We start from the raw sequence: 23,518 nt of genomic DNA, 5'->3' as shown, positions 1-23,518 counted from the left end.
GCGGCGAGCAGACCTGCCCCTGCCTGCTGCCTCCGGTCAGGGCTTCTCGAAGTGCTGGTAGTCGAGCGGGGTCGTCCAGAAGCCGCCCCACTCCCAGCCGTTCTCGGTGAAGCTCTGCTCGACGAGGTCGCCCGCGTAAATCATGCCGGGAGCATCCTGATCCCGGTCCACATACGGTGCCCCGGTGGGCGGCAGTACGAGCCCGCTGGAGCTGACGTACGGGTTCTGCACCGGGTTGATGTCGATGGCCTTGCCGTAGGAGTGGTTCGACCAGCCGCCGCCGCCGGTGATCGGCCGACAGTTGAACGCCGAGGTGTTGTTCGCCGCCATCGACAGGTCGTCGTCCGCGTCGTACTTCTCGACGGTCTCGACTCGTTCGATCGGGAAGCCGCCTCGATACAGGTCGATGAAGATGCCAAGCACCTCTTCGGCGACGTCGGCGTGGACGATCAGCTCGCCCCGATGAGTCCGGTCGTCGAAGCCGAGGTGCGGGAACGAGACCAGCCGGAGATCCTCCGGGCCGACCGGACAGCCCTCGCGGTAGCTCGCCCCGAGGCGCTCCTCGGAGACGGGCTTGATGCTGACGACGACGGACTCGCCGACCCAGTTGGTCGTCTCGGCCGGCTCGGCAGCCGACGCGGGCAGAGCGGTGGCGGCTGCCATGCCGAGCGCCGCCAGGGCCAGGGTGACGCGATGCGTTGTCTTCTTCACATCAGGTAAAACGCCGTTGACACCCGATACGTTGTCTTTCCTTGACCATCCGGTGATGACGTGAAGATCATGTTGCCGGACCTGGGCGTCCTTGCTAAAGGCCTGCCATGGGCGGGCGTTCACACTGGTCACGCGATCGGATTCCCCGCGCGGCGTCGTCGTGATCTCTCGCCGGGTCCGGCGGCCACTCGGTCGAACGACCGGGTCGGATGACGTCCTCGTGACCGGGTCGGGTGACCGTCCCTCGGGGGCGAACAGCGGAGCCCGTCGGGCCGGAGTGACCCGCCGACCGGTTCTCGTCGGGAACCGGTCGGCGGGTCGCCGAGCCTGCGCGGTTGAGCGGCGGGACTACCGGTGCAAGGCAGCCCCGCCGCTTCGATGCGCCGGGTCAGTCCAGGACGATCTCGAAGGCCCGGATCATGGTCTGCTCCACGCTGTTGCCGTCCGCGTCCACGGCGGCGGCCCGGAGCGACACGAAGCCGTCTTCGGCCGGGTGGTCCAGCGCGACACGCCGCCCGCCGTCGACGTCGTCGACCGACACCGGCTCCCAGGTGGCCCCGTCGTCGTAGGACGCCTCGACGGACAACTCGCTGATCTCGGCCTCGTGAAGCCGGTCCACCCGAAGTTCCAACTCCTGCTCGATGCCTGCCTGCGTCCGGCCCAGCTCGTCGAACTCGCCGTCGAATCGGACGGCCAGGAGCGGCAGCGCCTCCTCGCCCCCCTGCGGGGTGTCGGTGGAGAAGGACCAGCTCGCGTCGACTCGACGGCCCAGCGTCGACCAGGGCACCTCTCGGGTCCCGGTGACCTCGAGGGTGTAATCGCCCTCCGCCTGCGGCACGTCGAACTGTGCGGACCCGACCTCCGGGGAGGTGCCGAGCACGGTGCCGTCGCGCGACAGCATCGTGCTGCCCGTGATCAGCGACGTGCTGAGGTGGACGTAGTCGGATTCCTCGTCGGCGGGCGCGAACGCCCCGATCTGGATGAAGATCATGTCGTCCACGCGAACCGCGCCCGGCAGCGCGGCCGACCCGATCGACACCCCCAACGGAGCACGATTCCAGCTCGTCTCGGACCGACCCGGCTCGTGACGGGTCGTCCGGATGTAGTCCTCGTCGGTGTCGATCCGGTCGCCGAGGTTCAGGTTCTCCCGCCACTCGACTCCGGCGGCGGTGAACAGCTCCAGGCGGGTGCCGGGCACCGCCAGCGGTCGCAAGATGCCTCCGGGCACGAGGTCGCTCGGCAGGATGCCCGTGGCCTCCTTGTACGCCGATGCCGCCACTCCCTGACCGCGATACTCGGCCCGAACCTGTGCCAGATCCGCATCGGACACGGGGAACACGAGCGAGTCCGGGATGCCCCGGTCGTGGTCGAACACGAGGTGGTAGCGGTAGTCCTCCTCGGTGCCCTCCGGGGCTCGAAGCGTCGGTTTGACCGCGAAGCCGAGGCCGTCGACCTCGCCGGTGGGCACTGCATACACTGCGGTCTCGGGGCCTGCGCCTGCGGACAACTCGAAGGTGTCGGTGGAGATCCGCATGATGGCCGAGTCGAAGACGGTCTCCCGCTCGGTCTGAGCCCGCAGCGGCTCGCCGAGGGTTCCGTCCAAGGTGATGTGGGCATCGGCGGTCACCAGTACGTCCGGTGCTGCGGCCGTGGTCAGGTTCTCGCTGGTGATCTCCCCGTCCTCGATCGTGTACTCCGACAGGTGGCTCAGGACGTGATAGCGCCCGACGGGAACCCGCGCGACGGCTGATCCGTCGGGGCCGGTGCTCGCCTGCACCGGCTCGCCGGTATCCTTGTTGATCACGAACACCAGCGGGTCGTCGTCGACGGTGCCTGAGTGCGTGACCGCCTCGATCGACAGGTCGTAGCTCTCCGGCTCGACGAACGCGCCGACGGCGGTGGTCACGGTGGTGTCGCCGTCGCCGTCGCCGTCGCCGTCGCCGATCGCGGTAGCGGTGATCGAGCCGCTGAGGAAGCCCGTCTGATCACCTGCCGAGGGGTCGATGGCGACCTCGACCCCGGCCGCACCGCCTGCGGGCACGGTGATCTGGTCGGCGTCCAGCGTGAACACGTCCGCAGGCAGCGGCTGTCCGGTCTCGTCGACCGCGTCCAGCACCAGGTCGAGAACCAGTTCCTGCTCGCCGTCGTTGCGATAGGTGAGGGTCTGAGCGACCGGGTCGGGCTCCGCTGGAAAGGCGAGCCTGCCCAGGTCGACCGAGGCAGGGTGCGCCCGCACCTGTGATCGCACGGCTGCGGCCACGTCGAGCCTGCCGCCGCCCTGCTCGGCGACGCTCAGGCCCGTGATCGTCTTTGCCGAGCCGAGGAGGGCCGAGGTCAGGTCTGCCTGCGTCCAGTCAGGATGCCGTGCGGCGAGCAGCGCGGCGGCGCCCGCGACGTGTGGCGCGGCCATCGAGGTGCCGCTCATCGTCGTGTAAGGCTCGCCCCCGTGCCCTGCACGGGCGCCGACGATGTCCGAGCCCGGCGCGGCGAGATCCGGCTTGATCGCCTGGTCACCGGCGCGGGGACCCCGGCTGGAGAAGTAGCTGAGCTCGTCGTCCTTCGTGACGCTCGCGACGGCGAGGGCGGCATCGGCGGCGGCGGGTGCGGACACCGTCTCGGGACCGCCGAAATTTCCCGCCGCCACCACGAACAGCGTGCCGGTGCTCTCGGTGAGACGGTTCACCGCTGTCGACAACGGATCGGTGCCGTCGGTCGGCTCGCTGCCCAGACTGAGGTTCACCACGGCCACGCCCTGCTCGGCCGCCCATTCCATTCCCGCGATGATCGCATCGTCCGGACAGGCTCCGGTGTCGTCGCAGACCTTCCCGGCGAGGATCTTCGCCGAGGGCGCGACACCGCGCTGTGCCCCGTCGGATGCAGCTCCGGAGCCTGCCACCGTGGACGCGACGTGGGTGCCGTGGCCGTTGACGTCCCGGACGCCGCCGGCGCTGTCGGTGAAGTCCTGCGCGCCCACCACGACCTCGGCTAGGTCCGGATGGTCGGGGTCATAGCCGGAGTCCAGCACCGCGACGGTGGCGCCCTCGCCGGTGAACCCGGCCGCCCAGGCAGTGGGAGCACCGATCTGGTCGTTGCTCTCGGCGTCGAGCATCCTGGCGCGGCCGTTGAGCCAGATCCGGTCCACCCCGGCGTCGAGCGTGGTGTTCGGGTTGGTCAGCGTCGACCAGAATTCGACGGCATCGTCCGGGGGCTCCACGACGACGCCGTTGACGCTGGGCAGCTCTCGGCCGATCTGTGCCGTCGAGGCAGGGAATGCCGCCTCGAGTGGGCGTTCGACGTCGTCCCGATAGGAGACGATCAGGGACGGCGGGCCCGCGTCGCCGAAGCCCTGCTCGATCAGGCCGGGAATGTCGAACAGACGCGCGTCCAATCGGCCCTGTCGGACCAGCGGCCACGCATCGGTCGGAATGACGGAGAGTTCGCCGTCGTCGGCGATCTGGTGAAACGACAGGTCCTCCCTGCCGGGAGCGGGCAGGACGGTGACGCCGGATCGGCCGTCCGGCGTCTCCTGCACCCGCACGCGATCCCCGGTGATCAGGGTGATCGTCGATGTGGCGCCGAAGTATCCTGCCGTCGGCGCGGCTGTCGCGGGCTCGGCGTGACCGGCCCCCCGACGGCGAGGCTTGCGCACAGGGTCATGCCCAGCGCGACCCCGACGGCCTTTCTTGTGCTTGTCTGCATCTTTCTCCCCACCGCGAGCGGGCGACCACGAGCGCGCGGGCTCGCCATTCGATGAATGCCGCCCGAGGTACGCGATAATGACGATCTGGCGTTTCTTTATCGCCGGTGAAGATAGTCGGATGATCGCGGTAAAAGACAATGGTCGTGATCCATGTCTCTATCCTGTAACGCTTTCCGGGGAACGTCACCGAAATACCGTGCTGCCGCAGTGGGTGAGAGCTTTCCAGGGATCGATTCACCGGGTCTTCGCTGCTCGATCCGGGGCCCCTGGTTCTCTGAGCAGCGGTTTCGCCGCCGTCGTCTCGATGAATCGGGGCGCCCGGCTCGAGCGCGGCCTTCCCGGCGGGCCTGCCGAGGCACGCCCGCCGGGATGGTGCGTCGAATGACCGGCACCGGGGCCGTCGAATTCGTGGCCTCGGCTCGGCTCTCGAATATCGCGGTAGTCCCACGATGCACCGCGAAAAAGCCGGATCGCCGGTGTCGTCGCCACCGCGACGCCCGGCGGCATCCTGGGGTGGGAACCGGCGGTCGCGAACAGGCCTTACCGGCGGCAGGGCCGTCGATGCCGTTCGACGGCAGACATCGGGCGACGCGGAGCGAGCGCGTCGGTCAGGGTGTTCGTGTTCGTGACTTCTCGCGGCAGGCCGCCTAACTCCCCAGCAGCGAAGGCAGCCAGGTCGACAGGCCGGGCAGCATGATCACCAGCGCGAGCAGGCCGAGCGTGGCGACCAGGAAGGGGGTGTTGGCGCGGAAGACGTCCCAGGCGTCGACCTTGCCGATCTTGCCCGCGACGACCAGGGACATCGCCACCGGCGGGGTCACCTGACCGATGACGACGGTCAGCACCGCGATGACGCCGAACTGGATCAGGTCGATCTCCGCGATCAGCAGGGTGGGCAGCAGGACCGGCATGATCACCGGGATCAGCGGGTCGAGGAGCATCCCGGCGATCAGACAGATCGCGGCGAGCATCAGCAGCACCACGATCTGCGAGCCGTCCGGCGCCATCGAGGTGATCAGCCGGCTCAGGGCCTGGGGGACTCCGGCGCGGGACAGCGCAGCGCCCAGTGCGACTGAGACGCCAACGATGAGCATCACCTCGCCGGTCAGGACCGCCGAGGACACCAGGGCTCGATAGAGCCTGCGCAGGCTCAGTGAGCGGTAGACGAACATCGCGACGACGACCGCGTAGATCACCGCGAAGGCCCCGGACTCGGTCGGCGTGAAGACGCCGAGGGTCAGCCCGCCCACGATGATCAGCGGCGTGCCGAAGGCGAGGATCGAGCCGCGCAGGGTGCGCAGCACCTCGCGGAGGCGGAAGTGCTGTACCGAACCCCAGCCGTGCCGCTTCGACTGGACGGCCACCAGGATCATCAGCACGACGGCCAGCAGCACGCCGGGAATGATCCCGGCCAGGAACAACGCGCCGAGCGAGGTCCCGGTGACCGCCGAGTAGAGGATCATCGGCGAGGACGGCGGCAGGAGCGGGCCGATGCCGGAGGACGAGGCGGTGACCGCCGCCGAGAAGCTCGCCGGATAGCCGTTGCGCTTCATCTGCGGGATGACCACCGAGCCGGTGCCTGCCAGATCCGCGACCGAGGTGCCCACCATGCCGCCGAAGAAGACGCTGGTCAGCACGTTGACCTGGGCGAGGCCGCCGGGCAGCGGGCCGACCAGTGCGCGGGCGAACTCGAAGATCCTGGTGGAGATCCCGCCCGAGTTCATCACCACCCCGGCGAGGATGAACAGCGGCATCGCCAACAGGATGAACCCGTCCATTCCGGCGATCACCTGCTGCGGATAGGACAGCATCCACTCGCCTTCGAGCGCGATGTAGACCGCGACGCTGCCCGCGACCGACACGATCAGCGGCACCCCGAGCGCCGCCAGCCCGAGCAGCAGCAGAATCACCATGAGGACCGTCATTCGGGGTCACCTGCCGATCCGGTGGATGACGCAGGGGGCGAGGTCTGCGGCGGGTCGGCCGCCTGCCGGGCGGTCGATCCCGCGCCGTCCGAAACCGGGTTCGGCGCAGGGCCGGCGGCCGGGTCGGAACGGGCGGCGGGACCTGCCGGGCTCGACGAGGCGCGCGCGTCGGGCTGTACCCCGTCGCCGGGGTCGGAGCCGCTCCCGGTTCCTGCGCGGCGGCCTGTCCTCCGGTCGATCCCGGCGCCGTCGCGCGGTTCCGATGCCGACTCGGAGGTCCATCGCTCGACGGCCTCGTGTGCCGAGCGGAGTTGCAGCAGCAGCACGATCGCGACCGCGAGCGCGCCGATCGGCAGCGCGGCGACGAAGAATCCCCTCGGCAGCCGCAGGTAGGCGCTGCGATCGGAGCCGAAGACCAGCAGGTACTGCCAGCCAACCCAGGCGAGATGGGTGAACACCACGGCGGACACCGTGTCCGCCGCGAGCTTCAGCCAGACCTGCACCGAGGTGCTGAAGCGACGCACGACCACGCGGACGATGATGAGATCGTTGCGGCGGGCGGCGATGACCAGGCCCAGCATGGTGAGCCACAGCAGCATCCCGGTGACGATCTCCTCCGCCCAGCCGATCGGGCTGTCGAACAGGTACCTGCTGGTGGCGTTCCAGAAGAGGATCAGGGTGATCACCACCAGGCAGGCCGCCGCGAGCGCCTCCACGGTGTGGTCGATGATCCGCACCGTGCGGAACCGGCTGGGCCGGGTGACCGCGTCCGCCTCGGTCTCGACGAGTTCGGGCGACCCGGCGCGGTCGCCGCTCACGGCGCGCCGTCCGCGCCGTGAGCGAGTCTGCCGTCGAACAGGCTGCCGTAGCCGGGTGCGGCCCCGTCGACGTCGACGAGTTCGAGACAGTGCCAGAACGACGCCTGCACGGCGCTGATCACCGGTTTGCCCAACTCCGCCTCCAGCGCGGCGATCACGCCGACGCTGTGCAGGTTCGTGCAGCTGATGAACACGGCGCTCGCCTCGGGGACGTCGACCTCCACGGCGAGTTCGAAGACCTGCTCCAAGGGGATCTCGGCGAGGGCGTGATCGTCGGTGACGCTCAGGCCTCGGCTGGCGAGCACCGGATGGCCGTTCTCGCCGAAGAAGCGCTCCGCGCGGGCGATGACCTCGGGCACGTACGGCGTGACCAGCGTGATCGGGCCCGCGCCGACGGCCTTGAGCGCCGCGAGGCTCGCCGTGGAGGTGGTGGTCGTTCGGCCGGGCAGCCCGCTCCACTCCGTCATCCGGTCCACCAGGGCGCGATCCCAGGCGGTGCCGTGCAGGAACGACGCGCTGGTGCCGCCGAAGACGAGTGCGTCCAGCGGAGCCTGTGCCACCAGTCGCGCGGCGGTCTCGAGTTCCGGCGATCGCATCATCGCGTCGATGCCCTCGACGGTGACGGCGGGCAGGGTCAGCCTGCTGGTGTGGATCGAGACGCCCCGCGCGGCCATGGCGTACATCTCGGGCTCCATCACCGTGCTCGACGCCATGTAGACGAGTCCGACCCGATGGTGCGCCGGGATCGCGTCCGGCGCGAAGACTGGTCTCACGCGTTCTCTCCTGACATCGATTGACGTGAAAGTGGCGGACGTGCTCACTCGGCGGCGTAGGCGTCGAGGACCCGGCCCGCGTAGTCGCCGGGAATGCCCGCCTGCAACTCGGTCCAGATCTCCTCGGCCGCTGATCGGAAGGCCGCCGTGTCGATCTCGTTGACCGTCATTCCCCCCGCCTCGAACTGCGTGATCAGTTCCGCGTCGGCCGCCTCGCCGAGGTCCCGGCTCTCCTGTGCGGCCTCGTCGGCGGCGGTCTGCACGACCGCGCGGACGTCCTCGGGCAGCGCGGTGAAGAGTTCGGCATTCATCGTCAGATAGGCGGGGCTGTAGATGTGTCCGGTCAGCGAGAGGTATTGCTGCTTCTCATCGAAGGAGAAGCCGTCGATGACCTTCAAGGGATTCTCCTGCCCGTCCAGCACCCCTTGATCGAGCGAGATGTAGATCTCATTGATGCTCATCGGGGTGGGCACCGCGCCCAGTCTCGTGAACGTGGTCACCCTGGCGGGCACCTCCGGCACCCGGAGTTTCAAGCCTGCCAGATCGGCGGGCGTCTCGATCGGACGCCGATTATTCGTGACGTGTCGGAATCCGTTCTCACCGAATGAGAGCACTCGGAGGCCGGTGCTCTCGGTGAGTGATTCACTCAGTTCGGTGCCGAACTCGCCGTCCAGGAATTCGCCGACGGTCGCCCGATCGGAGAACAGGAACGGGATCTCCATGATCTCGAAGGTCGGATCGAGGTTGCTGATGTCTGAACCGACCACGACGACGTCGAGAGTGCCTGCCCGCAGCGCCTCGAGGGTGGCCGTCTCGTTGCCGACCGCGCCGCCGAGATGCCGAGTGACCTCGACCTGGTCCCCGAGTTCCGCCTCCAGCTTGTCGGCGAAGAGGTTCAGCATGTCGGCCAGCGGATCGCCTGCGGTGGTCTCGACCGCCAGCACGATCTCCAGCGGACTCTCGGCGCTGACCTCCAGCGGTCCGCTCGGCGCTGCGGTCGCGCAGGCACTCAGGGCAAGCATTCCGACGCTCATGGGCACGACGGCGCGGATCAACCGGGCGGAGACGACAGTCACGTTCAACTCTCTTTCGTTCGGTCGGATCGCGGGTGATCCGGGCTCGCCGGGCGGCGACGGCACGGGTCAACCCGCTGTCCTCGGCGTATTCGACCGGCTACTTTCCGAATTTGATCGACGAATTCATTCGGCTGCGCGAGTGGTCGAGGCGTCGTGGTGTGTGTCCGGTATTGCCGGGCCGATCGCGGCTGGTGACTTCATCTTTTCCGGACCTGGTCGCGCCTGTCAAACAGAGATTTCCGGGCTAGTCCATCGCGATAGGCGATCCATGGGAAACATTGCCGTAATTCATTGTCCGGTCATTCTTGGAAACACGACGGAAACCCGTTTTCGGGTTGATTCGGATGGACTGTGTCGTCTGCCCTGCGTCCGCCGAGCCGCCCGTCGATCCCGGTCACGGGCGGCTCGGCGCCGGGCCGTGGACCATCGCGACGGCGGCCCGGCCCCGGACCGTCGTCCTGCTGCCCTACGGTCCCGGTCGCGCCTCAGCGGTCGCCCGGCACGCCATAGGAGGGTGCCGCACCGGGGTTCAACGCCCGCAGACGGTAGTCGTCCCGCTGGTGCCGCCACCGGTCCCACAGCGTCGTCAGGTTGGTCACGGGGTCGTCGGCGTAGTCCACCCGCAGGTCGGTGACCGGCCACGCCACGTCCGTGACCACGGCCAACCCGGCCGCGTGCACCGGGCCCTCCTCGCCGCCTGCGGCCATGGCGGCGCGCAGGCCCGACAACAGCCGGTCCTCGAGCCCGGCCCCCTCGGACTCCAGGTAGCCGTGCAGCAGTTCGGTGACGGTCGCCGGACTCGCCAGCATGTTTCCTGCGGCGACGGCACCCGGGCCGACGGCATGCTGGTGGCTGCCCAGCGATCGTGCCCCCGAGTAGGCCGCCGCGTGACCGGTCCGATCCAGGACGGTGAGCTGCCGATACTCGATGTCGACGCGTCCGGTGGTCACCGCGTCGATCGCCTCGGACGCGGAGCGTCCCGCCTCAAGCTGGTCCAGCAGCTCGCGGCCGAGCCGGGGATCGGTGACGTTCTGCGAGGCCGCCGCGCCCACCCCGACTCGAAGGTTCAGGCAGCGGGCGGCGACGGCGGGGGAGGACGAGCAGATCACCATGCCGAAGGCGCCGGTGTCGGCGTCGAACGCCGCGAGGGAGAAGGTCATGCGCGATCCTCTCTGGGGATGACGGCCGTGACGTCGAGTTCCACCAGCCACTCCGGCCGGGCCAGCGCGTGCACCACGATTCCGGTGGAGACCGGGAAGACGCCCGTCAGCCACCGTCCGACGGTGCGGTACACCGACTCCCGATAACGCACGTCCACGAGGTACACGGTGATCTTGACGATGTGGCTCAGTTCCGAGCCTGCCTCTCGCAGCAGCAGGTTGATGTTGTGCATCGCCTGCTCGGTCTGCGCGGTGACGTCGCCGATTCCGACGGTGGCCGAGGTGTCGAGGTCCTGGCCGATCTGGCCGCGCACGTAGACCGTGTCGCCCGCCACCACCGCCTGGCACAGATCGTTGTCGAGATCCTGCTCCGGATAGGTGTCGCGGGTGTTGAACGGGCGGATTCGTCGATGCACGCTCATCGGGCGGCCCCCGACCCCAGCACGTTGTCTGACAGCTCGGCGGCCTTCTTGACCAGGTCCAGCGGCCCGTCGAAGTCGAAGTTCCGGTAGACGGCCTGGTAGTGGGCGAAGGGCGGCGCCTGGGCGAAGAGCTGGAACGTCAGCCGATGTCCGGCGTAGTCGCTGTTCAGCAGGTCACGGGCGAAGGCGAGCAGACTGCGACGGTCGTCGGAGTTCCAGTCGTCGTTGATCGAGTAGTACTTGTCCAGCCACTCACCGGGACCCGGCTCGGCGAAGGACGCGGCGTCGGGGGTGATGCAGATCTGGCCGCCGCACAGCTCTCGGGCGTGGTGCATCATCTGCGGGAGCTGGGTCTGCGCCCAGACCCGACCGGCGTAGAGCAGCGACTGGTTGGGCATCAGCAGGCCGCCGGGGCTGTCCTCGGCGTTGGCGATCGCCGCCGTCAGGTGAGCGTTGATCCCCTCCCGGTAGCAGGCGAGCTGTGCGAGCTTCTCCTGCACGGCGGGGTTCCGCTCCAGTCCGGTCTGCCGCACGTTCCACAGCGCCGCGCCGATCATCAGATCGGCCATGCGGACGCTGCGCTGCACGTAGGGAAAGGCGCTGTAGCGGTGCAGGGTGCTGCGGATGAAGGTCGCGGCGGCGGTGTGCCGGTAGAACAGGATGTTCTCCCACGGCACCTCGACGTCGTCGAAGATCACCAGCGCCTCGACCTCGTCGACCCGGTTGGCCAGCGGGTAGTCGACGGCGGGTCGGCGGCCCGCGAATCCGGTCCGGCAGATGTACCGCAGGCCGGGCGAGTTCATGTCCATCACGAACCCGACGGCGTAGTCCGACAGCGCGCTGTCACCCCAGTTGGCGATGGTCGGCTTGGTGAAGGCCTGATTGGCATACGGCGCCGCCGTCTCGTACTTGGCCCCCCGCACCACGATGCCGTTGTCGGTCTCCCGGACCACGTGCAGCAGCATGTCCGGGTCCTGGTCCTGCGGTCGCTTGGAGCGGTCGCCCTTGGGATCGGTGTTCGCCGAGATGTGGAACGGGTCGTCGGTCACCGCGCGACGGATGTGCCTTCGGATGTTCTCCGAGAAGTCGGGGTTGACCTCGTTGAGGACGTCCTGTCCGTCGTAGAGCGACCACATCTCGCCGATGGTCTCGTCACCGACGCGTGTGATCACGCCGCGCGCCTCGTCGAGCACCCGGTCCACGGCCTGTCGCTTGTCCTGCCAGTCCTGCCGGGTGAACGGCAGCTTGTTGGCGATGCAGTTGCGGTCGCCGGTCTCGGGGTCGACATAGGACATGACGTCCTGCGTCGCCTCCTCGTGCGCCATGTCGTAGATGCGGGCGCGCAGGTCCACGATCGGCTTGAACGCGGGGTGCACGGTCACGTCGTCGACACGCTCCCCGTCCATCCAGATCTCGCGACCCTGCCGGATCGAGTCCCGGTATTCGTCGCCGGTGCGGATCATCGAAGTTCTCCTCATCAGGTGGGGCGGCAGGTCGGGTGGCCGACCTTGCTCGGTCGTGGGCCGGGGCGGCGGGGCGCGGGCGGGCCCTCTCGGGGCTGCGGTCGGCCCTGCCAGGGGTCAGTGCGACGTCGGCCCGGAGCGCGGCTCGCCGATCGCGGTGTCCAGTTCGGCGACTCGGTGATAGCCGCGCCGGAGGTAGACCAGCGGGTCGGCCTGAGCACGGGCGACGTCGACCACCTCGCCGAAGAAGACTCGGTGTGAGCCGATCTCCGTGACGCGGTGGACCGTGCAGTGCAGCGCGGACAGCGCGCCGACGAGCCGGGGGCCGCCCTGCGGACTCGACGCCCACTCGGCGCAGTCGAAGTCCCAGCGTCCCGCGCCCGCCCGGGGTCTGCCCGCGAAGCTGTCGGCGACGGCATCCTGGTCGTCGGCGAGCACGTTCACGCAGAAGGTGCCGTTGCGCAGGATCGCGTCGACGGCGGGGCTCCTGCGGTGCAGGCAGATCATCGCGATCGGCGGGGCCTCCGACACCTTGGTCATCGCACTGACGGTCTGGCCGAAGCGGCCTGCGGGTCCGTCGGTGGTCACGATCGTCACGGGCGTCGCGGAGCACCCCATCGCGCGGGAGAACGCCGCCGCGATCGTCTCCGCTGGTGCATCGGTCGTCAGCATCTCGGTCAACCGGCTCACTCCTCAGCTGGGACTGGCCCGCGATGGGCTGCTCGCGGTGTCGAAACGACTGTGTGCGGCCTCGCTGGATAAAGCAAAGAGGTCTTTCAGTATTGGTAGATCTGAAATTCAGATTCAATGGGTCGCGGGGGTTCGGCTCGGCGGGTGCTGTGCGTTGCCGCCCGCCGTGCCTGCCCCGGCCCGCGCCGCCGTGGGCGTCGGTGCGGATCACCGCATGCGCAGCACGACCTTGCCGACGCGATCCCGGCGCTCGAAGTGCTCGTGCGCGGCCCGGACGGCCGTCATCGGATACTCGGCGGCTACCACCGGGCGCACCTCGGCCGACGCCACCAGCGGGATCACCTCGTCTTCGACCCGTGCGCAGATGTCGGCGCGCTGCCGCGAGGAGAGCCTGCCGAGGCTGCTCGAGGAGACCTCGGCGCCTCGGGCCATCAGCGCACCGAGGTCGAGTTCGCCGATCCCGCCCCCTTGAACTCCGAGCACCACCAGCCTGCCGCCCGAGGCCAGCAGCTCCACATTGGTACGCAGCGTCGGTCCGCCGACGTTGTCCAGGATCACGTCCACCCCGCCACCCGGTGCCGCAGCCCTGATCTGGGCGGCCAGCTCGGGGTCTTCGGGGTCGAAGGCGGCCTGGGCGCCCAGCCGCAGACAGTGCGCACGTCGCGTCGCACCCCGCGCCGTCGCGAGGACGCGGGCTCCGACGGAGCAGGCCAGCGGCACGGCGAGGCTTGCCACGCCGCCCGCCGCACCGTGGATCAACACCGACTCGCCTGCCCGCAGCCGCCCCCGCGCGATCAGGTTCCACCAGGCTGCGGCGGCGGCCTCCGGCAGCGCCGAGGCGACCGTGTCCTCGAGGGACGCGGGCAGCCGCAGGCAGGCGCCCGAGGGGACGCTGACGAACTCGGCATAGGACCCGGACGCGGTCAGCGCGCCGACCCGGTCCCCGATCCGCAGCCGACCCTCGCGGGCCGCCTCGGCGCCGAGCGCCCGGACGACGCCCGCGCATTCCAACCCCGGCACGGCGTTCGGGCCCGTCAACGGCATGACGCCGGAGCGCTGCAGGATCTCCGCCCGATTGATCCCCGCCCCGATCACCTCGATCAGGGCGTCCGTCGGTCCGGGGGTGGGGCGGGGCAGTTCCCGGATCTCCAGGACCTCCGGGCCGCCCGCCCCGGTGGCCACGACCGCGCGCATCATGCTCATGAGACGCCCGCCGAGCCGTACGCGGCTCTCGCCTGCGCCGACCGTGGGACCTCGGGCCGAGTAGCGTCTCCCGGCTCCGCTCCCGTCCCTTGTCGACGGTCGGGCGCCGTGTCGCGGAGGGGTGCCGTGTCGCCGAGGGGCACCGCGTCGTCGGCAGCCGTCGGGTCCCCGACAGGCAGCGCCTCCCCCTGGGACGCCGGGTCGCCGTCGAAGGCCGACTCGGCCAGGAAGGGCAGGACCACGTCGGCGACCTCGGCGGGGAGCTGCTCCATCACCGAGACGGTGCCGCTCGGGAAGATCACCTCCCGTGCCTGGGGGAAGGCGGCCAGGATGCGGTCGTGCCGGGGGAAGGCCAACGGGTCGGCGGCCGAGGCCAGACACAGCACCGGGCCTCGGAAGCGGCCGAGAAGGTCCTCGGAGTGGTAGGCGGTGACGGCGTGATGCCCGACCTCGGCGCGGTCGCCGTGCTCGACCGCCTCGCGGACGTAGGCGGTCAGGATGTCCGGTCGGTCGGCGGGGGAGTAGGCGGCACGTCGGCGCCACATGTCGGCGAGGTGTCCCCCGTCCTCGCGGGGCGGCACGTAGTTCACCGCAGGCCTGCTCGCGCGTCGCTCGCGCTCCGGCGCGTCGAGGTAGGGCGTGGAGGACAGCACGAGACGGCGCACGCGATCCGGGTGCGTGCCCGCGAGGTGGTAGGCGACGAGTCCGCCGAGATGGTGTCCCAGCAGGTCGAATCGCTCGATTCCCAGGGAGTCGAGCACCCCGAGGACGCCTGCGGCATAGCGGGCGATCGAGTGCTCGCCTGCGGGAGCGGACTGGCCGAACCCGATCAGGTCCGGCGCGATCAGCGTGTGTCCGGTCAGTTCCGGGATGAGAAGGCCGAACTCCGTCCACGACCTCGGGGTCTGGTGGATGAGCACCAGCGGCGGACCCTCGCCGTAGGCGACGTGGTGCACCCGCCCGACCGGGGTCTGCGTATAGGCGGGGCGGAACGCTTCCGGGATCACGAGTGCGGGTGTCCTCTCTGCCGCAGCGGCGTGGCCGAGGGAATCGGCCCGGCGCGGGAATTCGGGGACGTCGTCGTCCCGGTGGTCGTCGGACCCGATCCGGCCGCCATTCCCGGCTGTTTTCGTGGGCGGGGTCGGCGAAGACGGCGGTTACGCGCCGGAGCGGCGCCGCCCACCGACCAACGCGATGTCGGCCTGCCGACCTGCATCGACGTCTCGGATCTCGGTGTCAGGGTCAAGGCGGTCTCGCGTCGATCGGCTGTCGGCTGGGTCCGGCGGCGGTGTTCTCTTCTCATCCTTGATTCAGCGAGGATTCGATGCAAGAACAGGAATGCGAATCATTGAATCTGCGAGCCAGATGCATTGTTCATCGCGATGTCACGTCTTGGCCGTGTTCGCCGAGCCAGCGCAGTCACGATGGTGGCCCGGCTCGATGAGCCTGCGGGACGCGGACGCGCTCCGGGGTCCTTCCGGCGCGGGCCTGCGCCACGACCTCGCCTGCCTGCCGGTCACCTCCCGTGGGGACGGGTGATCACCGGGTGGTGCCGTCGCGATCGGCCAGTGCGGCGACGACCGCGCGGGCGCGTTCGGCGAAGGCCGCCGCTCGCCGAGTCTGCCGAAGCGAGCCGAGGGAGGCGAGCACGATGTGCAGCGCGGGAACGTCGTCGGCCACCGGGACGCACAGCACCCGTTCGCCGTCGTAGGACAGGTCGGACTGTGGACGCTGATTGAGCAGGGCGAAGCCGTGCCGTCGAGCCACCAGCGCGCGCACCGTCTCGAAACTCTGCGAGCGGTAGCGGATCGTCGGGCTCAGACCGAGCGAGGAGAACATCGACAGGAAGTAGTCGCGGCTGTGCGGCAGGTCCAGCAGGACCATCGGCTCCTCGGCCAGATCCGCGAGGGCGACGCTCGCACCGGTCGCCAGCGGATGATCGATCGGCAGGGCGACATACGGGGCGATCGTCGTGAGCACCTCCTTCGCCACGTCGTCGCCCAGCGCCAGGTCGTAGGTGAAGGCGATCTCCACGGCACCGGACCGCAGCGACTCCTCCACCTTGTCGGCGACGATCTCGTGCACGCTGACGTCGAGCCGGGGGTAGGCGTCGCTCAGATCGCTGAGCAGCGAGGGAAGGTAGAACGGCGAGAGGGTGCTGAAGCAGGCCACGGCGAGCGGACCTGCCACGGCGGCCGCCTCCCCGCTGACCTCCTCGAACGCCTCGGCGAGCCCGCCGAGCAGCAGCCTGCTGTGTCGGAGCATCAGCGTGCCCGCGCGGGTCAGGATCAGTCCCTTCGCATGCTGGCGGATGAAGAGCTGGACACCGAGTTCTCGTTCGAGCGCGGCGACGGCGGTGGAGACGGCCGACTGCGCGACGATGAGGTCCTGGGCGGCGCGCGTCATGCTGCCCCGCTCGGCCGCCCGCACGAAGTATCGGAGCTGGGTCAGCGAGACGTCGGGGACGGCCCTCATACGGCTCCCTCCTCGTTGGGACCCCTCGGCCGCGATGGAGACGACGGCCCAGGCGCAGGTGGGAAGCCTACTGTTCGCGGTGGTCGCCGTCCGCAGCCGGCAGCGTCCGCCGCAGGCTGCGGGGTGGACGATCGGGGCGGCCGAAAGGATCGGACGCCGGGAGAGCCGCTACCGGGGAGCAGCCGCCGCAGGCGGATACGGCGGCCCTGCGTGCCGCCGAAGGCCGGTGATCGGCTTCACATGCCTGCGGACTTGACCTCCACAACGGTAGAGGTTCGAGGCTGAGAGGTGAATCGACACCACGAGACTGGAGCTTCTCCATGGCCCGCTACGTACTGCCCGAACTCGACTATGACTATGCGGCCCTCGAACCCGCCGTGGCGGGCGAGATCAACGAGCTGCACCACAGCAAGCACCACGCCGCCTATGTCACGGGCGCCAACGACACGATCGACAAGATCGCCGAGGCCAGGGACAAGGGCGACTTCAGCTCGATCGTCGGCCTGCAGACCACGCTGGCCTTCCACCTCGCGGGCCACTCGCTGCACCTGATCTGGTGGAAGGTGTTGGGCCCGGACGGCGGCGACAAGCCCACCGGCGAGCTGGCCGCCGCGATCGACGAGGACTTCGGCTCCTTCGACGGCCTGCGCGCCCAGCTCAGCGCCGTCTCCATCCAGGGCAACGGCTGGGGCGTGCTGGCCTGGGACCCGGTGGGCGAGCGGCTGATCACCCAGCAGCTCAAGGACCACCACTCCAACCTGGCGATCACCACCACACCGCTGCTGGTGTTCGACATCTGGGAGCACGCCTATTACCTGCAGTACCGCAACGTCAAGGCCGACTACATCGCCAAGCTGTGGAACGTCGTGAACTGGGCAGAGGTCGAGCGCCGGTTCGTCGACGCTCGTGCGGGCCGCAACGGCCTGCTGCTGCCCGCCTCCTGAGTCGTCGCGCCTGCGGCGGGCCGGTGCAAATTCTGGGGGTGCACCGGCCCGCAGCCCCGCTGCCACGTCCGCATCCGGCGCGGTGTTGCCGGGGCGTGTCGACGACTGTCCGATGTCGACTCGCCCGGCGGGCGACGATCAGAGTCGTCGAGCGGCGGCGATGCTCGCCTCGGCCTGCGCCGCGTTCTCGCGGACGCCGTAGGACGGGGTGCCCGGCTCGATCCGCCAGCTCTCCGCCAGCGTCCCGACGTCGACCACGTCGAAGCCGAGCCGGTCGATCAACTCGGTGACCTCGGCCTTGGCCGCCGCGTCGTCGCCCGCGATGGGGATCGCCCGGCGATTCGGCGTGCCTGTCGGACTCGCGTCGGTCGCGATCTCCGCCGCCGGAATCGCGTTGAAGGCCTTGACCACCCTGGCGGCGGGCCAGTGTCTGGCGTGCAGCTCGGAGCTGGTCAGCTCCCGCGCCTCCAGCTCGGCGATCCGGCCGTCGCGCTGCGGGTAGTAGTTGTTCGTCTCGATCACGATCCTGCCTGCCACGGCGGCGGGCGGCACCGCCACGTAGGCCTTCAGGGGAATGCTCACCACGACGATCGGTGCCTCCGCAGCCTCCGCCGTCGTGCCTGCCGTGGCCTGCTCGCCCAGTTCCGCGACGAGGTCGCGCAGTGTCTCGGGGCCCCGCGAGTTGCTGATCACCACGTCATAGCCCGTTGCCACCGCGCGTCGCGCCAGGCCGCCGCCGATGTGGCCCGCTCCGATGAAGCCGATGTCCGTCATGGGTACGGCAACCCCGAGGTCCCGTGCGGTATTCCGTTCGACGAGCCCCAGGCGGGTGAATCGGTGGACGACGTCGAACCGCGTTCCCGTGCGTCGGCTCGGCTGACGACGCGCCACCGCACCCGCGCACCGCTCCGCCCTCGCACGCGTTTCCCTGCCCGCGCTGTGCCCTTCCGCGCGGCGGCGGTGCGCACGTCGTCGCGATGTGCCACTCGGCGCCCCGGCTAGAAAGGTTAGGCTAGCCTCACTTCTTTAGTCTTGGTTCGGGAGGTCCGGTGTCCAGCCCTTCGAGGTTCGAGCGAATCCAGCACACCGTGCTCACCAAGGCGGTGTCGCTGGTGATGGCCCCGCCCAACGAGCGCCGCGAGTTCCACCAGTTCCCGATGACGGTCGACCGGGTGGTGGATCTCGCGCCGAACCTGCGTCGGATCACCTTCCATGCGCCCGGGTTCCACACCTTCGGCCTCACCGGCCCTGACGAGTACTTCGGCCTGCTGATCCCACCCCGGCACGGCGCCGCGCTCGCCATGCCCGACGCGGATCGGCTCAACGTGCGGCAGGCGATCCGAGGGATCTCGCCGGACGAACGCCCCGAACTTCGCTGGTACACGGTGCGAGCCCTGCGCGCCGACGTGGGCGAGATCGACGTGGACTTCGTGCTGCACGGGGACACCGGACCGGCGTCCCGCTGGGCGGGCGCCGCGCTGCCCGGCGCGGTCGCAGGCTTCCGGGCCGGTACGTCGACCTACCGGCCGAGGACCGGTGCGGGACTTCGACTGCTGGCCGCCGATGAGACGGCACTGCCCGCGCTGTCCTCGATCCTCGAATCCCTTCCGCATGATGACGTCGATGTCCGGGCCTTCGTCGAGCTGCCTGCTGCCGACTATCGGCAGCCCGTCGACTCGCCGATCCCGGTGACCTGGCTGTACCGGGGGAGCGACGCGCCGGGGTCCCGACTGCTCGACGCCGTGCGGGACATTCCGCTCGACGGCCTCGGCTACGCCTGGGCCTGTGGCGAGTCGGCACTGGCCACCGGACTGCGCCGACACCTCGTGAAGGAACGCGGGGTCGATCGCCGTCGGATCATGTTCTCCGGCTACTGGCGGCTCGGACGCAGCCGGGAATGAGCGAGACGACATTGCCGCCCGCCGCCGCTTCGTCGCCCGGCCCGTCGGGACGCGCCGCTTCTCGGGTGTTGCCGGTGGGACCCGTCCGCCGCCGGGACGCCACGGCCGCCGGGAACGAGAGCCTCCCCGTCCCGGCGGCGTAAGCGGTCTCGGATCGACGCAGGTCGCGCCGCCCTCACCGTTGCGCGCGACGGGCTTTCCCGGCCTCGTCGAACCCCGGCCGTCGACAGCTCGGCGTGGTACGCGAGTTCGCGTACCACGCCGAGCCTGGTGGGTGGGTCCGGACCGCCCGCGCCGTCGCCGCGCGGACGCGGTGACGAGCACGGGACGTCGGTCAGTCCCGACCGATCAGACCCTGAGCCAACGGGCGGCCGTGATCAGCTCGGCCGCCTGCCGCCGAGACACCTCACCGCACCGCGTAGGCGCGGATGATCGTCTCGGTCACGGCGTGGCCGCTCTCGTCCTCGGCCGCCACGCGGAGCGAGACATGCTCGCCCTCGGCTGCGGCCGGGATCTCCACCGTCCATGCCTCGCCCTCCTGCTGCGTCGCGGCCTCGTGCCAGGTGGCCCCGTCGTCGAGTGAGTAGGACAGTGCCAGCTCGGTGACCGGCGAGTCGCCCTCGGCAGCCCCGACCGTCACCGAACCGCCCACCGGTGTTCCGGCGGCGGCGGAGTTCGTCTGGTCCAGCTCGAGGCCGTAGCGGACGTCGAGCAGTCGAGGGGCCGCGATCGTGCCCGCCTCGGCCGGACTCGACTGGAAACGCCAGTCCGCCTGTACCTCGGTGGAGATCGGCCACCAGTCGGCGTCCCGGACGCCGGTCGCCGACAGCTCGAACCAGCCGTCCGAGGAGGCGGGCAGCCGGAAGGAGCCCCGGCCGGCCGAGTCGCTGCGACCGATCTCGGCGCCGTCCTGTTCGAGCACCGTGCTGCCGGTGTCGACCTCGTGCGGGTAGGCGATGTTGCGCGGCTCGCTGTCGCCGAACATCGGCACCTCGACGGTCAGCACGTCGTCCCGCCGGAACACCGGGGGCACCAGGCCCTCGGCCGAGTACCGGACGGTCGGCAGGGACGGGCCCAGCGGGCCGACCCAGATGCCGTGCGCCGGATTCGGCCCGGCGGGCCGGGCCTCGAAGACGGTCTCGAGCTCCGCATAGCCCTCGCCGGTCTCCTCGTCGTGACCGAGCGAGGTGACGGTGGCCCATTCGACGTCGGCGGAGAAGTAGTCGGTCCGCCGATGCGGCGTACGACGCGGCGACTCCACGGCGAACGAGATCCCGCCGTCGATGGTGTAAGCCACGGGCGTCCACTCCCGTCCGCTGCCCAGCGGATGGTTTTGGACGGATTCGACCTCGGCGAGTTCCGCCGGGTCGAACCGCCAGTCCGTCGCCTCGGCGCTCAGCCCGTCGAAGACCGAGTCGGCGAGGTGATAACCGACCGGACTTTGGGAGGTCAGCGTCACCGAGACGTCCCTCAGGCCGGTCTCCAGCCGGGACAGCAGGCGTTCGATGTCGTTGGGGTGGAAGACCTGCACCACGGGCAGCACCGAGAGGTCCTCGATGTAATTGTGGGACAGCACCAGCTCGGCGCCGTGTCGCTTCGACGACTCCACCAGCGCGGCATGGTGGGCATCGTCGAAGACGTACTCGGTGTCGGCGATGAGCGGGATCATCCCCGTCAGGTCGGGGAAGTCCTCCGGCGCCAGCTGGGTGACGTCGACCACGGTGCCCGTCGTGCTGAGGTCAAAGCCCTCGATGGACTGCTCCAGTGCCCAGCCGAGGGTGAACCCGTCGTCACCGAGGACGGTCGCCGAGGCCCACGGCACTCCCCAGAAGCCGGAGTAGTGGTATTCCAGGTCCGGCACCGCCCCCGACGGGATGACGAGGTTCTCCCGCACGGCATCCGCCTGGATTCCGGTGGCCAGCTCCGGGACCACTGTGGACTCCAGGATCACCGACCCCAGGTTCTGGGCGAGGTCGTCGGTTCCCTCGATGCCGATCTCGACGGGCTGGCCGTCCTGTCCGGAGAGCCGCAGCGCGGCACCCGGCTCCACGGTGAACGAGTCGAGGGCCATCGCGGTGGTCTCCGCCTCCTGCTCGCCGTCCTGGAAGCGGATTCCGAAGCCGATCACTCGGTACTCGCCCGCGTAGAGCCGGGCACTCGGACCATCGGAGGCATACACGATGTTCGAGGCGCCCGTTGCGCGGTCCTGCACGATGAGCAGACCGTCGCTGGGTTCGCCCGCGCTGTCGGTGACCTCGACCGAGACGTCATAGGCCGCCGGCTCGACGTGGACCGACAGCGGCGTGACCAGTCGGTCCTCACCCGCCTCGGCGATCACCCGTCCGGTGTACTCCCCGGTTACCTCGCTGCTCGGTGTGATCCGGACGTCGACGTCGGCGCTGCCGTGGGCGGGCACCACGACGGTCTCCGCCTCCAGCGCGACGATGTCGTGCGGTCCGTCGACCGCCACGGACAGCGTCAGTTCGACGTCGTCCTGCGTCGGATTGTGGTAGGTCACCGTTCGAATGGTCGGCTCGGCCGGGTCGTGCGGCCAGGCCAGCCTGCCGATGCCCAGCGCAGCGGGCTCGGCGCGGAGCTGCTGGGCTGCCGCGCGGGCGACGTCCAGCCTGCCCGCGCCCTGAGCGTGCACGCTGATGTCGGCCAACGGCTGCGCGCTGCCGACGAGCCGGGACTTCAGCTCCTCGCCTGCCGCCTCCGGGTGTGCCTGCGCGACGATGGCGGCGGCACCAGCGACGTGCGGGGCGGCCATCGAGGTGCCCGACATCGTCAGATAGTCGGAACCGGCGCCTGCGGCACCCGCCGCGGTGATGTCGGTGCCCGGTGCGGCGATCTCCGGCTTCAGCCCGAAGTCCCACGGGCGGGGACCCTGGCTGGAGAAGTCGCTGCGCTCGTCCTGTTTGGTGGTGCTGCCGACCGCGAGCGAGGCATCTGCGACGGCGGGGCTGCCCACCGACCCGCGCGCGCCGTAGTTGCCCGCCGCCGTGACGAACAGTGTCCCGTGCGTCTCGGACAGGCTGTTCAGCGTCACGACCATCGGATCGTCGTCACCGTAGGCGCCGCCGCCCAGGCTCATGTTGACCACCTGTGCGCCTTCTTCGGCGGCCCACTCCATGCCTGCGATGATCTCGCTCTCGAAACCGCCGCCGCCGTCGTCGAGGACCCTGCCGATCATCAGCTCCGCGTCGGGCGCGACGCCCCGGTAGCTCCCGTCGGACGCGGCACCCGTGCCTGCGATGGTGCCTGCCACGTGGGTGCCGTGGCCGTTACCGTCCTGGACCGGCAGGCCTTCGACGAAGCTCTCCTCGGCGACGACTCTGCCCGCCAGATCCGGGTGTTCGGCGTCATAGCCGGTGTCGAGCACCGCCACGCGAACCCCGGCGCCGGTGTAGCCCGCCTCCCAGGCCTCGGGGGCGCCGACCAGCGGCACGCTGACGTCCAGGCTGGCCTGCACACGCCCGTCCAGCCACAGCTTCTCCGCAGAGTCGGCGAACGTGGTGGGCTGGGCGGTCAGCTCCGACCAGAACTCTGGGGTGTCCGACCGAGGAACCGACACGCTTTGCATCCCGAGATCGGGCAGCGAGGTCTCGATCTCGGCCACCTCGGGCAGCGTGGCGGTGCCGAAGATCCCGACGCCCTCGGCGTCGTCGGCCCCGTCGGTGACGATCAGCCGGAGGTCGTCCTGCTCGTCGTCGGTGAGGCCCTGGTCCACCAGCGTCGTGATGTGGAAGAGCCGTTCGTCCAGCCTGCCCGCCGCCACCAGCGGCAGGGCGTCGGACGGCAGTACCGAGACGCCGGAGTCGTCCCAGGTGCGCATCCAGCTGATGCCGCGCCGCTCCACCGGCTGCTGCACCGAGACCACACTGACCTCGTCGCCGTCCTCGGTGAACAGCACCCGGTCCCCGGTGATCAGGGTGACCGAACGCACCGGCCCGGTCTGTCCCGGCGCGCCGCTCGGCCCGCCCGCCGGGGGCGGGCCGTCGGGCGGACCGGCTCCCAGCGCGGCGGCGGGCACCGCCACCGCGAACACGGCGGCCAGGGCGGCCGCCGACCGTAAGGCACGTAATCGCATTCAAGCCTCCATAGTCGACCGTCGGCCGTCACTGTCGGGCCGACGAAGTCGCTGCTGCCTGTACGCGGGAAGGCCGATTAAGGTTGCCTGAAGATCTACTCTGCTGGAGATCGGCTGTCTGAACGACCGTCATCGAGCCCGGTCCGGACGGAATCCGGCCTTGGCGG

The 23,518-nt window shown here is 69.9% G+C and carries 17 protein-coding genes; 2 read left to right on the top strand and 15 right to left on the bottom strand.

All coding sequences use genetic code 11. The features are described 5' to 3' along the window. Window positions 1–36 precede the first annotated feature (36 nt). The 13 genes from UA74_RS20600 to UA74_RS20540 form a co-directional block, all read right to left on the bottom strand. A complete protein-coding gene (locus UA74_RS20600; RefSeq protein WP_232237349.1) occupies window positions 37–843 on the bottom strand; it encodes a M15 family metallopeptidase in 807 nt (268 codons plus the stop codon). Window positions 844–1,099: 256 nt separating this feature from the next. Further along, entirely contained in the window at window positions 1,100–4,249 is a 3,150-nt protein-coding gene (locus tag UA74_RS20595) for a S8 family peptidase (protein ID WP_232237348.1), read from the bottom strand. An 809-nt stretch (window positions 4,250–5,058) separates the two neighbouring features. Continuing rightward, a complete protein-coding gene (locus tag UA74_RS20590) occupies window positions 5,059–6,336 on the bottom strand; it encodes a TRAP transporter large permease (protein ID WP_075741730.1) in 1,278 nt (425 codons plus the stop codon). After that, window positions 6,333–7,154 (bottom strand): TRAP transporter small permease, encoded by an 822-nt coding sequence (locus UA74_RS33030; RefSeq protein ID WP_075765243.1) that lies wholly within the window; start codon window positions 7,152–7,154, stop codon window positions 6,333–6,335. The genes UA74_RS20590 and UA74_RS33030 overlap by 4 nt, the downstream gene beginning before the upstream one ends. Next, window positions 7,151–7,927, bottom strand: coding sequence for a maleate cis-trans isomerase family protein (locus UA74_RS20580; protein ID WP_075741728.1), 777 nt, complete (start codon window positions 7,925–7,927; stop codon window positions 7,151–7,153). The genes UA74_RS33030 and UA74_RS20580 overlap by 4 nt, the downstream gene beginning before the upstream one ends. Before the next feature lie 44 nt (window positions 7,928–7,971). Next, a complete protein-coding gene (locus UA74_RS20575; RefSeq protein WP_157434336.1) occupies window positions 7,972–9,003 on the bottom strand; it encodes a TRAP transporter substrate-binding protein in 1,032 nt (343 codons plus the stop codon). A gap of 485 nt (window positions 9,004–9,488) precedes the next feature. Then, window positions 9,489–10,163 carry a DUF1028 domain-containing protein gene (locus UA74_RS20570; protein WP_075741727.1) on the bottom strand — a complete coding sequence of 225 codons (675 nt, stop codon included), beginning with the start codon at window positions 10,161–10,163 and terminating at the stop codon, window positions 9,489–9,491. Further along, window positions 10,160–10,585, bottom strand: a complete 426-nt coding sequence (locus tag UA74_RS20565) for a RidA family protein (protein ID WP_075765241.1) — start codon at window positions 10,583–10,585, stop codon at window positions 10,160–10,162. Before UA74_RS20565 ends, UA74_RS20570 begins: the two co-directional genes overlap by 4 nt. Further along, the gene (locus UA74_RS20560; RefSeq protein ID WP_075765239.1) at window positions 10,582–12,048 is read right to left on the bottom strand and encodes a 4-hydroxyphenylacetate 3-hydroxylase family protein; all 1,467 of its coding nucleotides are present in this window, start codon (window positions 12,046–12,048) and stop codon (window positions 10,582–10,584) included. The genes UA74_RS20565 and UA74_RS20560 overlap by 4 nt, the downstream gene beginning before the upstream one ends. 117 nt (window positions 12,049–12,165) lie before the next feature. Then, window positions 12,166–12,720 carry a flavin reductase family protein gene (locus tag UA74_RS20555; protein ID WP_075765237.1) on the bottom strand — a complete coding sequence of 185 codons (555 nt, stop codon included), beginning with the start codon at window positions 12,718–12,720 and terminating at the stop codon, window positions 12,166–12,168. Window positions 12,721–12,945: 225 nt separating this feature from the next. Continuing rightward, on the bottom strand, window positions 12,946–13,941 hold the full coding sequence (locus UA74_RS20550; protein WP_083683412.1) for a zinc-binding dehydrogenase: 996 nt from the start codon (window positions 13,939–13,941) through the stop codon (window positions 12,946–12,948). Then, window positions 13,938–14,948 (bottom strand): alpha/beta fold hydrolase, encoded by a 1,011-nt coding sequence (locus UA74_RS20545; protein WP_075741723.1) that lies wholly within the window; start codon window positions 14,946–14,948, stop codon window positions 13,938–13,940. Before UA74_RS20545 ends, UA74_RS20550 begins: the two co-directional genes overlap by 4 nt. Before the next feature lie 532 nt (window positions 14,949–15,480). Then, window positions 15,481–16,416 (bottom strand): LysR family transcriptional regulator, encoded by a 936-nt coding sequence (locus UA74_RS20540; protein ID WP_075741722.1) that lies wholly within the window; start codon window positions 16,414–16,416, stop codon window positions 15,481–15,483. A gap of 320 nt (window positions 16,417–16,736) precedes the next feature. On the opposite strand from UA74_RS20540, the gene UA74_RS20535 reads away from it, so the two are divergent. Beyond that, window positions 16,737–17,360 (top strand): superoxide dismutase, encoded by a 624-nt coding sequence (locus tag UA74_RS20535; protein ID WP_075765235.1) that lies wholly within the window; start codon window positions 16,737–16,739, stop codon window positions 17,358–17,360. Between the two features lie 138 nt (window positions 17,361–17,498). Here the strand turns inward: UA74_RS20535 and UA74_RS20530 are convergent, their stop codons facing one another. Further along, window positions 17,499–18,134: an NADPH-dependent F420 reductase gene (locus UA74_RS20530; RefSeq protein ID WP_075765234.1), complete on the bottom strand. Its 636-nt coding sequence runs from the start codon at window positions 18,132–18,134 to the stop codon at window positions 17,499–17,501. 275 nt (window positions 18,135–18,409) lie between these two features. Between UA74_RS20530 and UA74_RS20525 the strand changes: the two genes are divergently transcribed. Next, complete coding sequence (locus UA74_RS20525) at window positions 18,410–19,261, top strand: siderophore-interacting protein (RefSeq protein WP_157442298.1); 852 nt, start codon at window positions 18,410–18,412, stop codon at window positions 19,259–19,261. A 406-nt stretch (window positions 19,262–19,667) separates the two neighbouring features. On the opposite strand, the gene UA74_RS20520 is transcribed toward UA74_RS20525, so the two are convergent. Continuing rightward, the gene (locus UA74_RS20520; RefSeq protein WP_075765232.1) at window positions 19,668–23,351 is read right to left on the bottom strand and encodes a S8 family peptidase; all 3,684 of its coding nucleotides are present in this window, start codon (window positions 23,349–23,351) and stop codon (window positions 19,668–19,670) included. Between the last annotated feature and the right edge of the window lie 167 nt (window positions 23,352–23,518).

The sequence above is a fragment of the Actinoalloteichus fjordicus genome, from assembly GCF_001941625.1.
GTDB classification, from domain to species: domain Bacteria; phylum Actinomycetota; class Actinomycetes; order Mycobacteriales; family Pseudonocardiaceae; genus Actinoalloteichus_A; species Actinoalloteichus_A fjordicus.
The sequence above is the reverse complement of the archived record's forward strand: the minus strand, read 5'-3'. Positions and strand labels throughout refer to the sequence as shown.

Bases quoted from the DNA above. Each gene is read 5' to 3' on its own strand.
- UA74_RS20565 (WP_075765241.1), bottom strand. From the start codon at position 10,585: ATGAGCGTGCATCGACGAATCCGCCCGTTCAACACCCGCGACACCTAT.
- UA74_RS20550 (WP_083683412.1), bottom strand. From the start codon at position 13,941: ATGAGCATGATGCGCGCGGTCGTGGCCACCGGGGCGGGCGGCCCGGAG.
- UA74_RS20540 (WP_075741722.1), bottom strand. From the start codon at position 16,416: ATGAGGGCCGTCCCCGACGTCTCGCTGACCCAGCTCCGATACTTCGTG.
- UA74_RS20570 (WP_075741727.1), bottom strand. From the start codon at position 10,163: ATGACCTTCTCCCTCGCGGCGTTCGACGCCGACACCGGCGCCTTCGGC.
- UA74_RS20530 (WP_075765234.1), bottom strand. From the start codon at position 18,134: ATGACGGACATCGGCTTCATCGGAGCGGGCCACATCGGCGGCGGCCTG.
- UA74_RS20590 (WP_075741730.1), bottom strand. From the start codon at position 6,336: ATGACGGTCCTCATGGTGATTCTGCTGCTGCTCGGGCTGGCGGCGCTC.
- UA74_RS20555 (WP_075765237.1), bottom strand. From the start codon at position 12,720: ATGCTGACGACCGATGCACCAGCGGAGACGATCGCGGCGGCGTTCTCC.
- UA74_RS20560 (WP_075765239.1), bottom strand. From the start codon at position 12,048: ATGATCCGCACCGGCGACGAATACCGGGACTCGATCCGGCAGGGTCGC.
- UA74_RS20535 (WP_075765235.1), top strand. From the start codon at position 16,737: ATGGCCCGCTACGTACTGCCCGAACTCGACTATGACTATGCGGCCCTC.
- UA74_RS20520 (WP_075765232.1), bottom strand. From the start codon at position 23,351: ATGCGATTACGTGCCTTACGGTCGGCGGCCGCCCTGGCCGCCGTGTTC.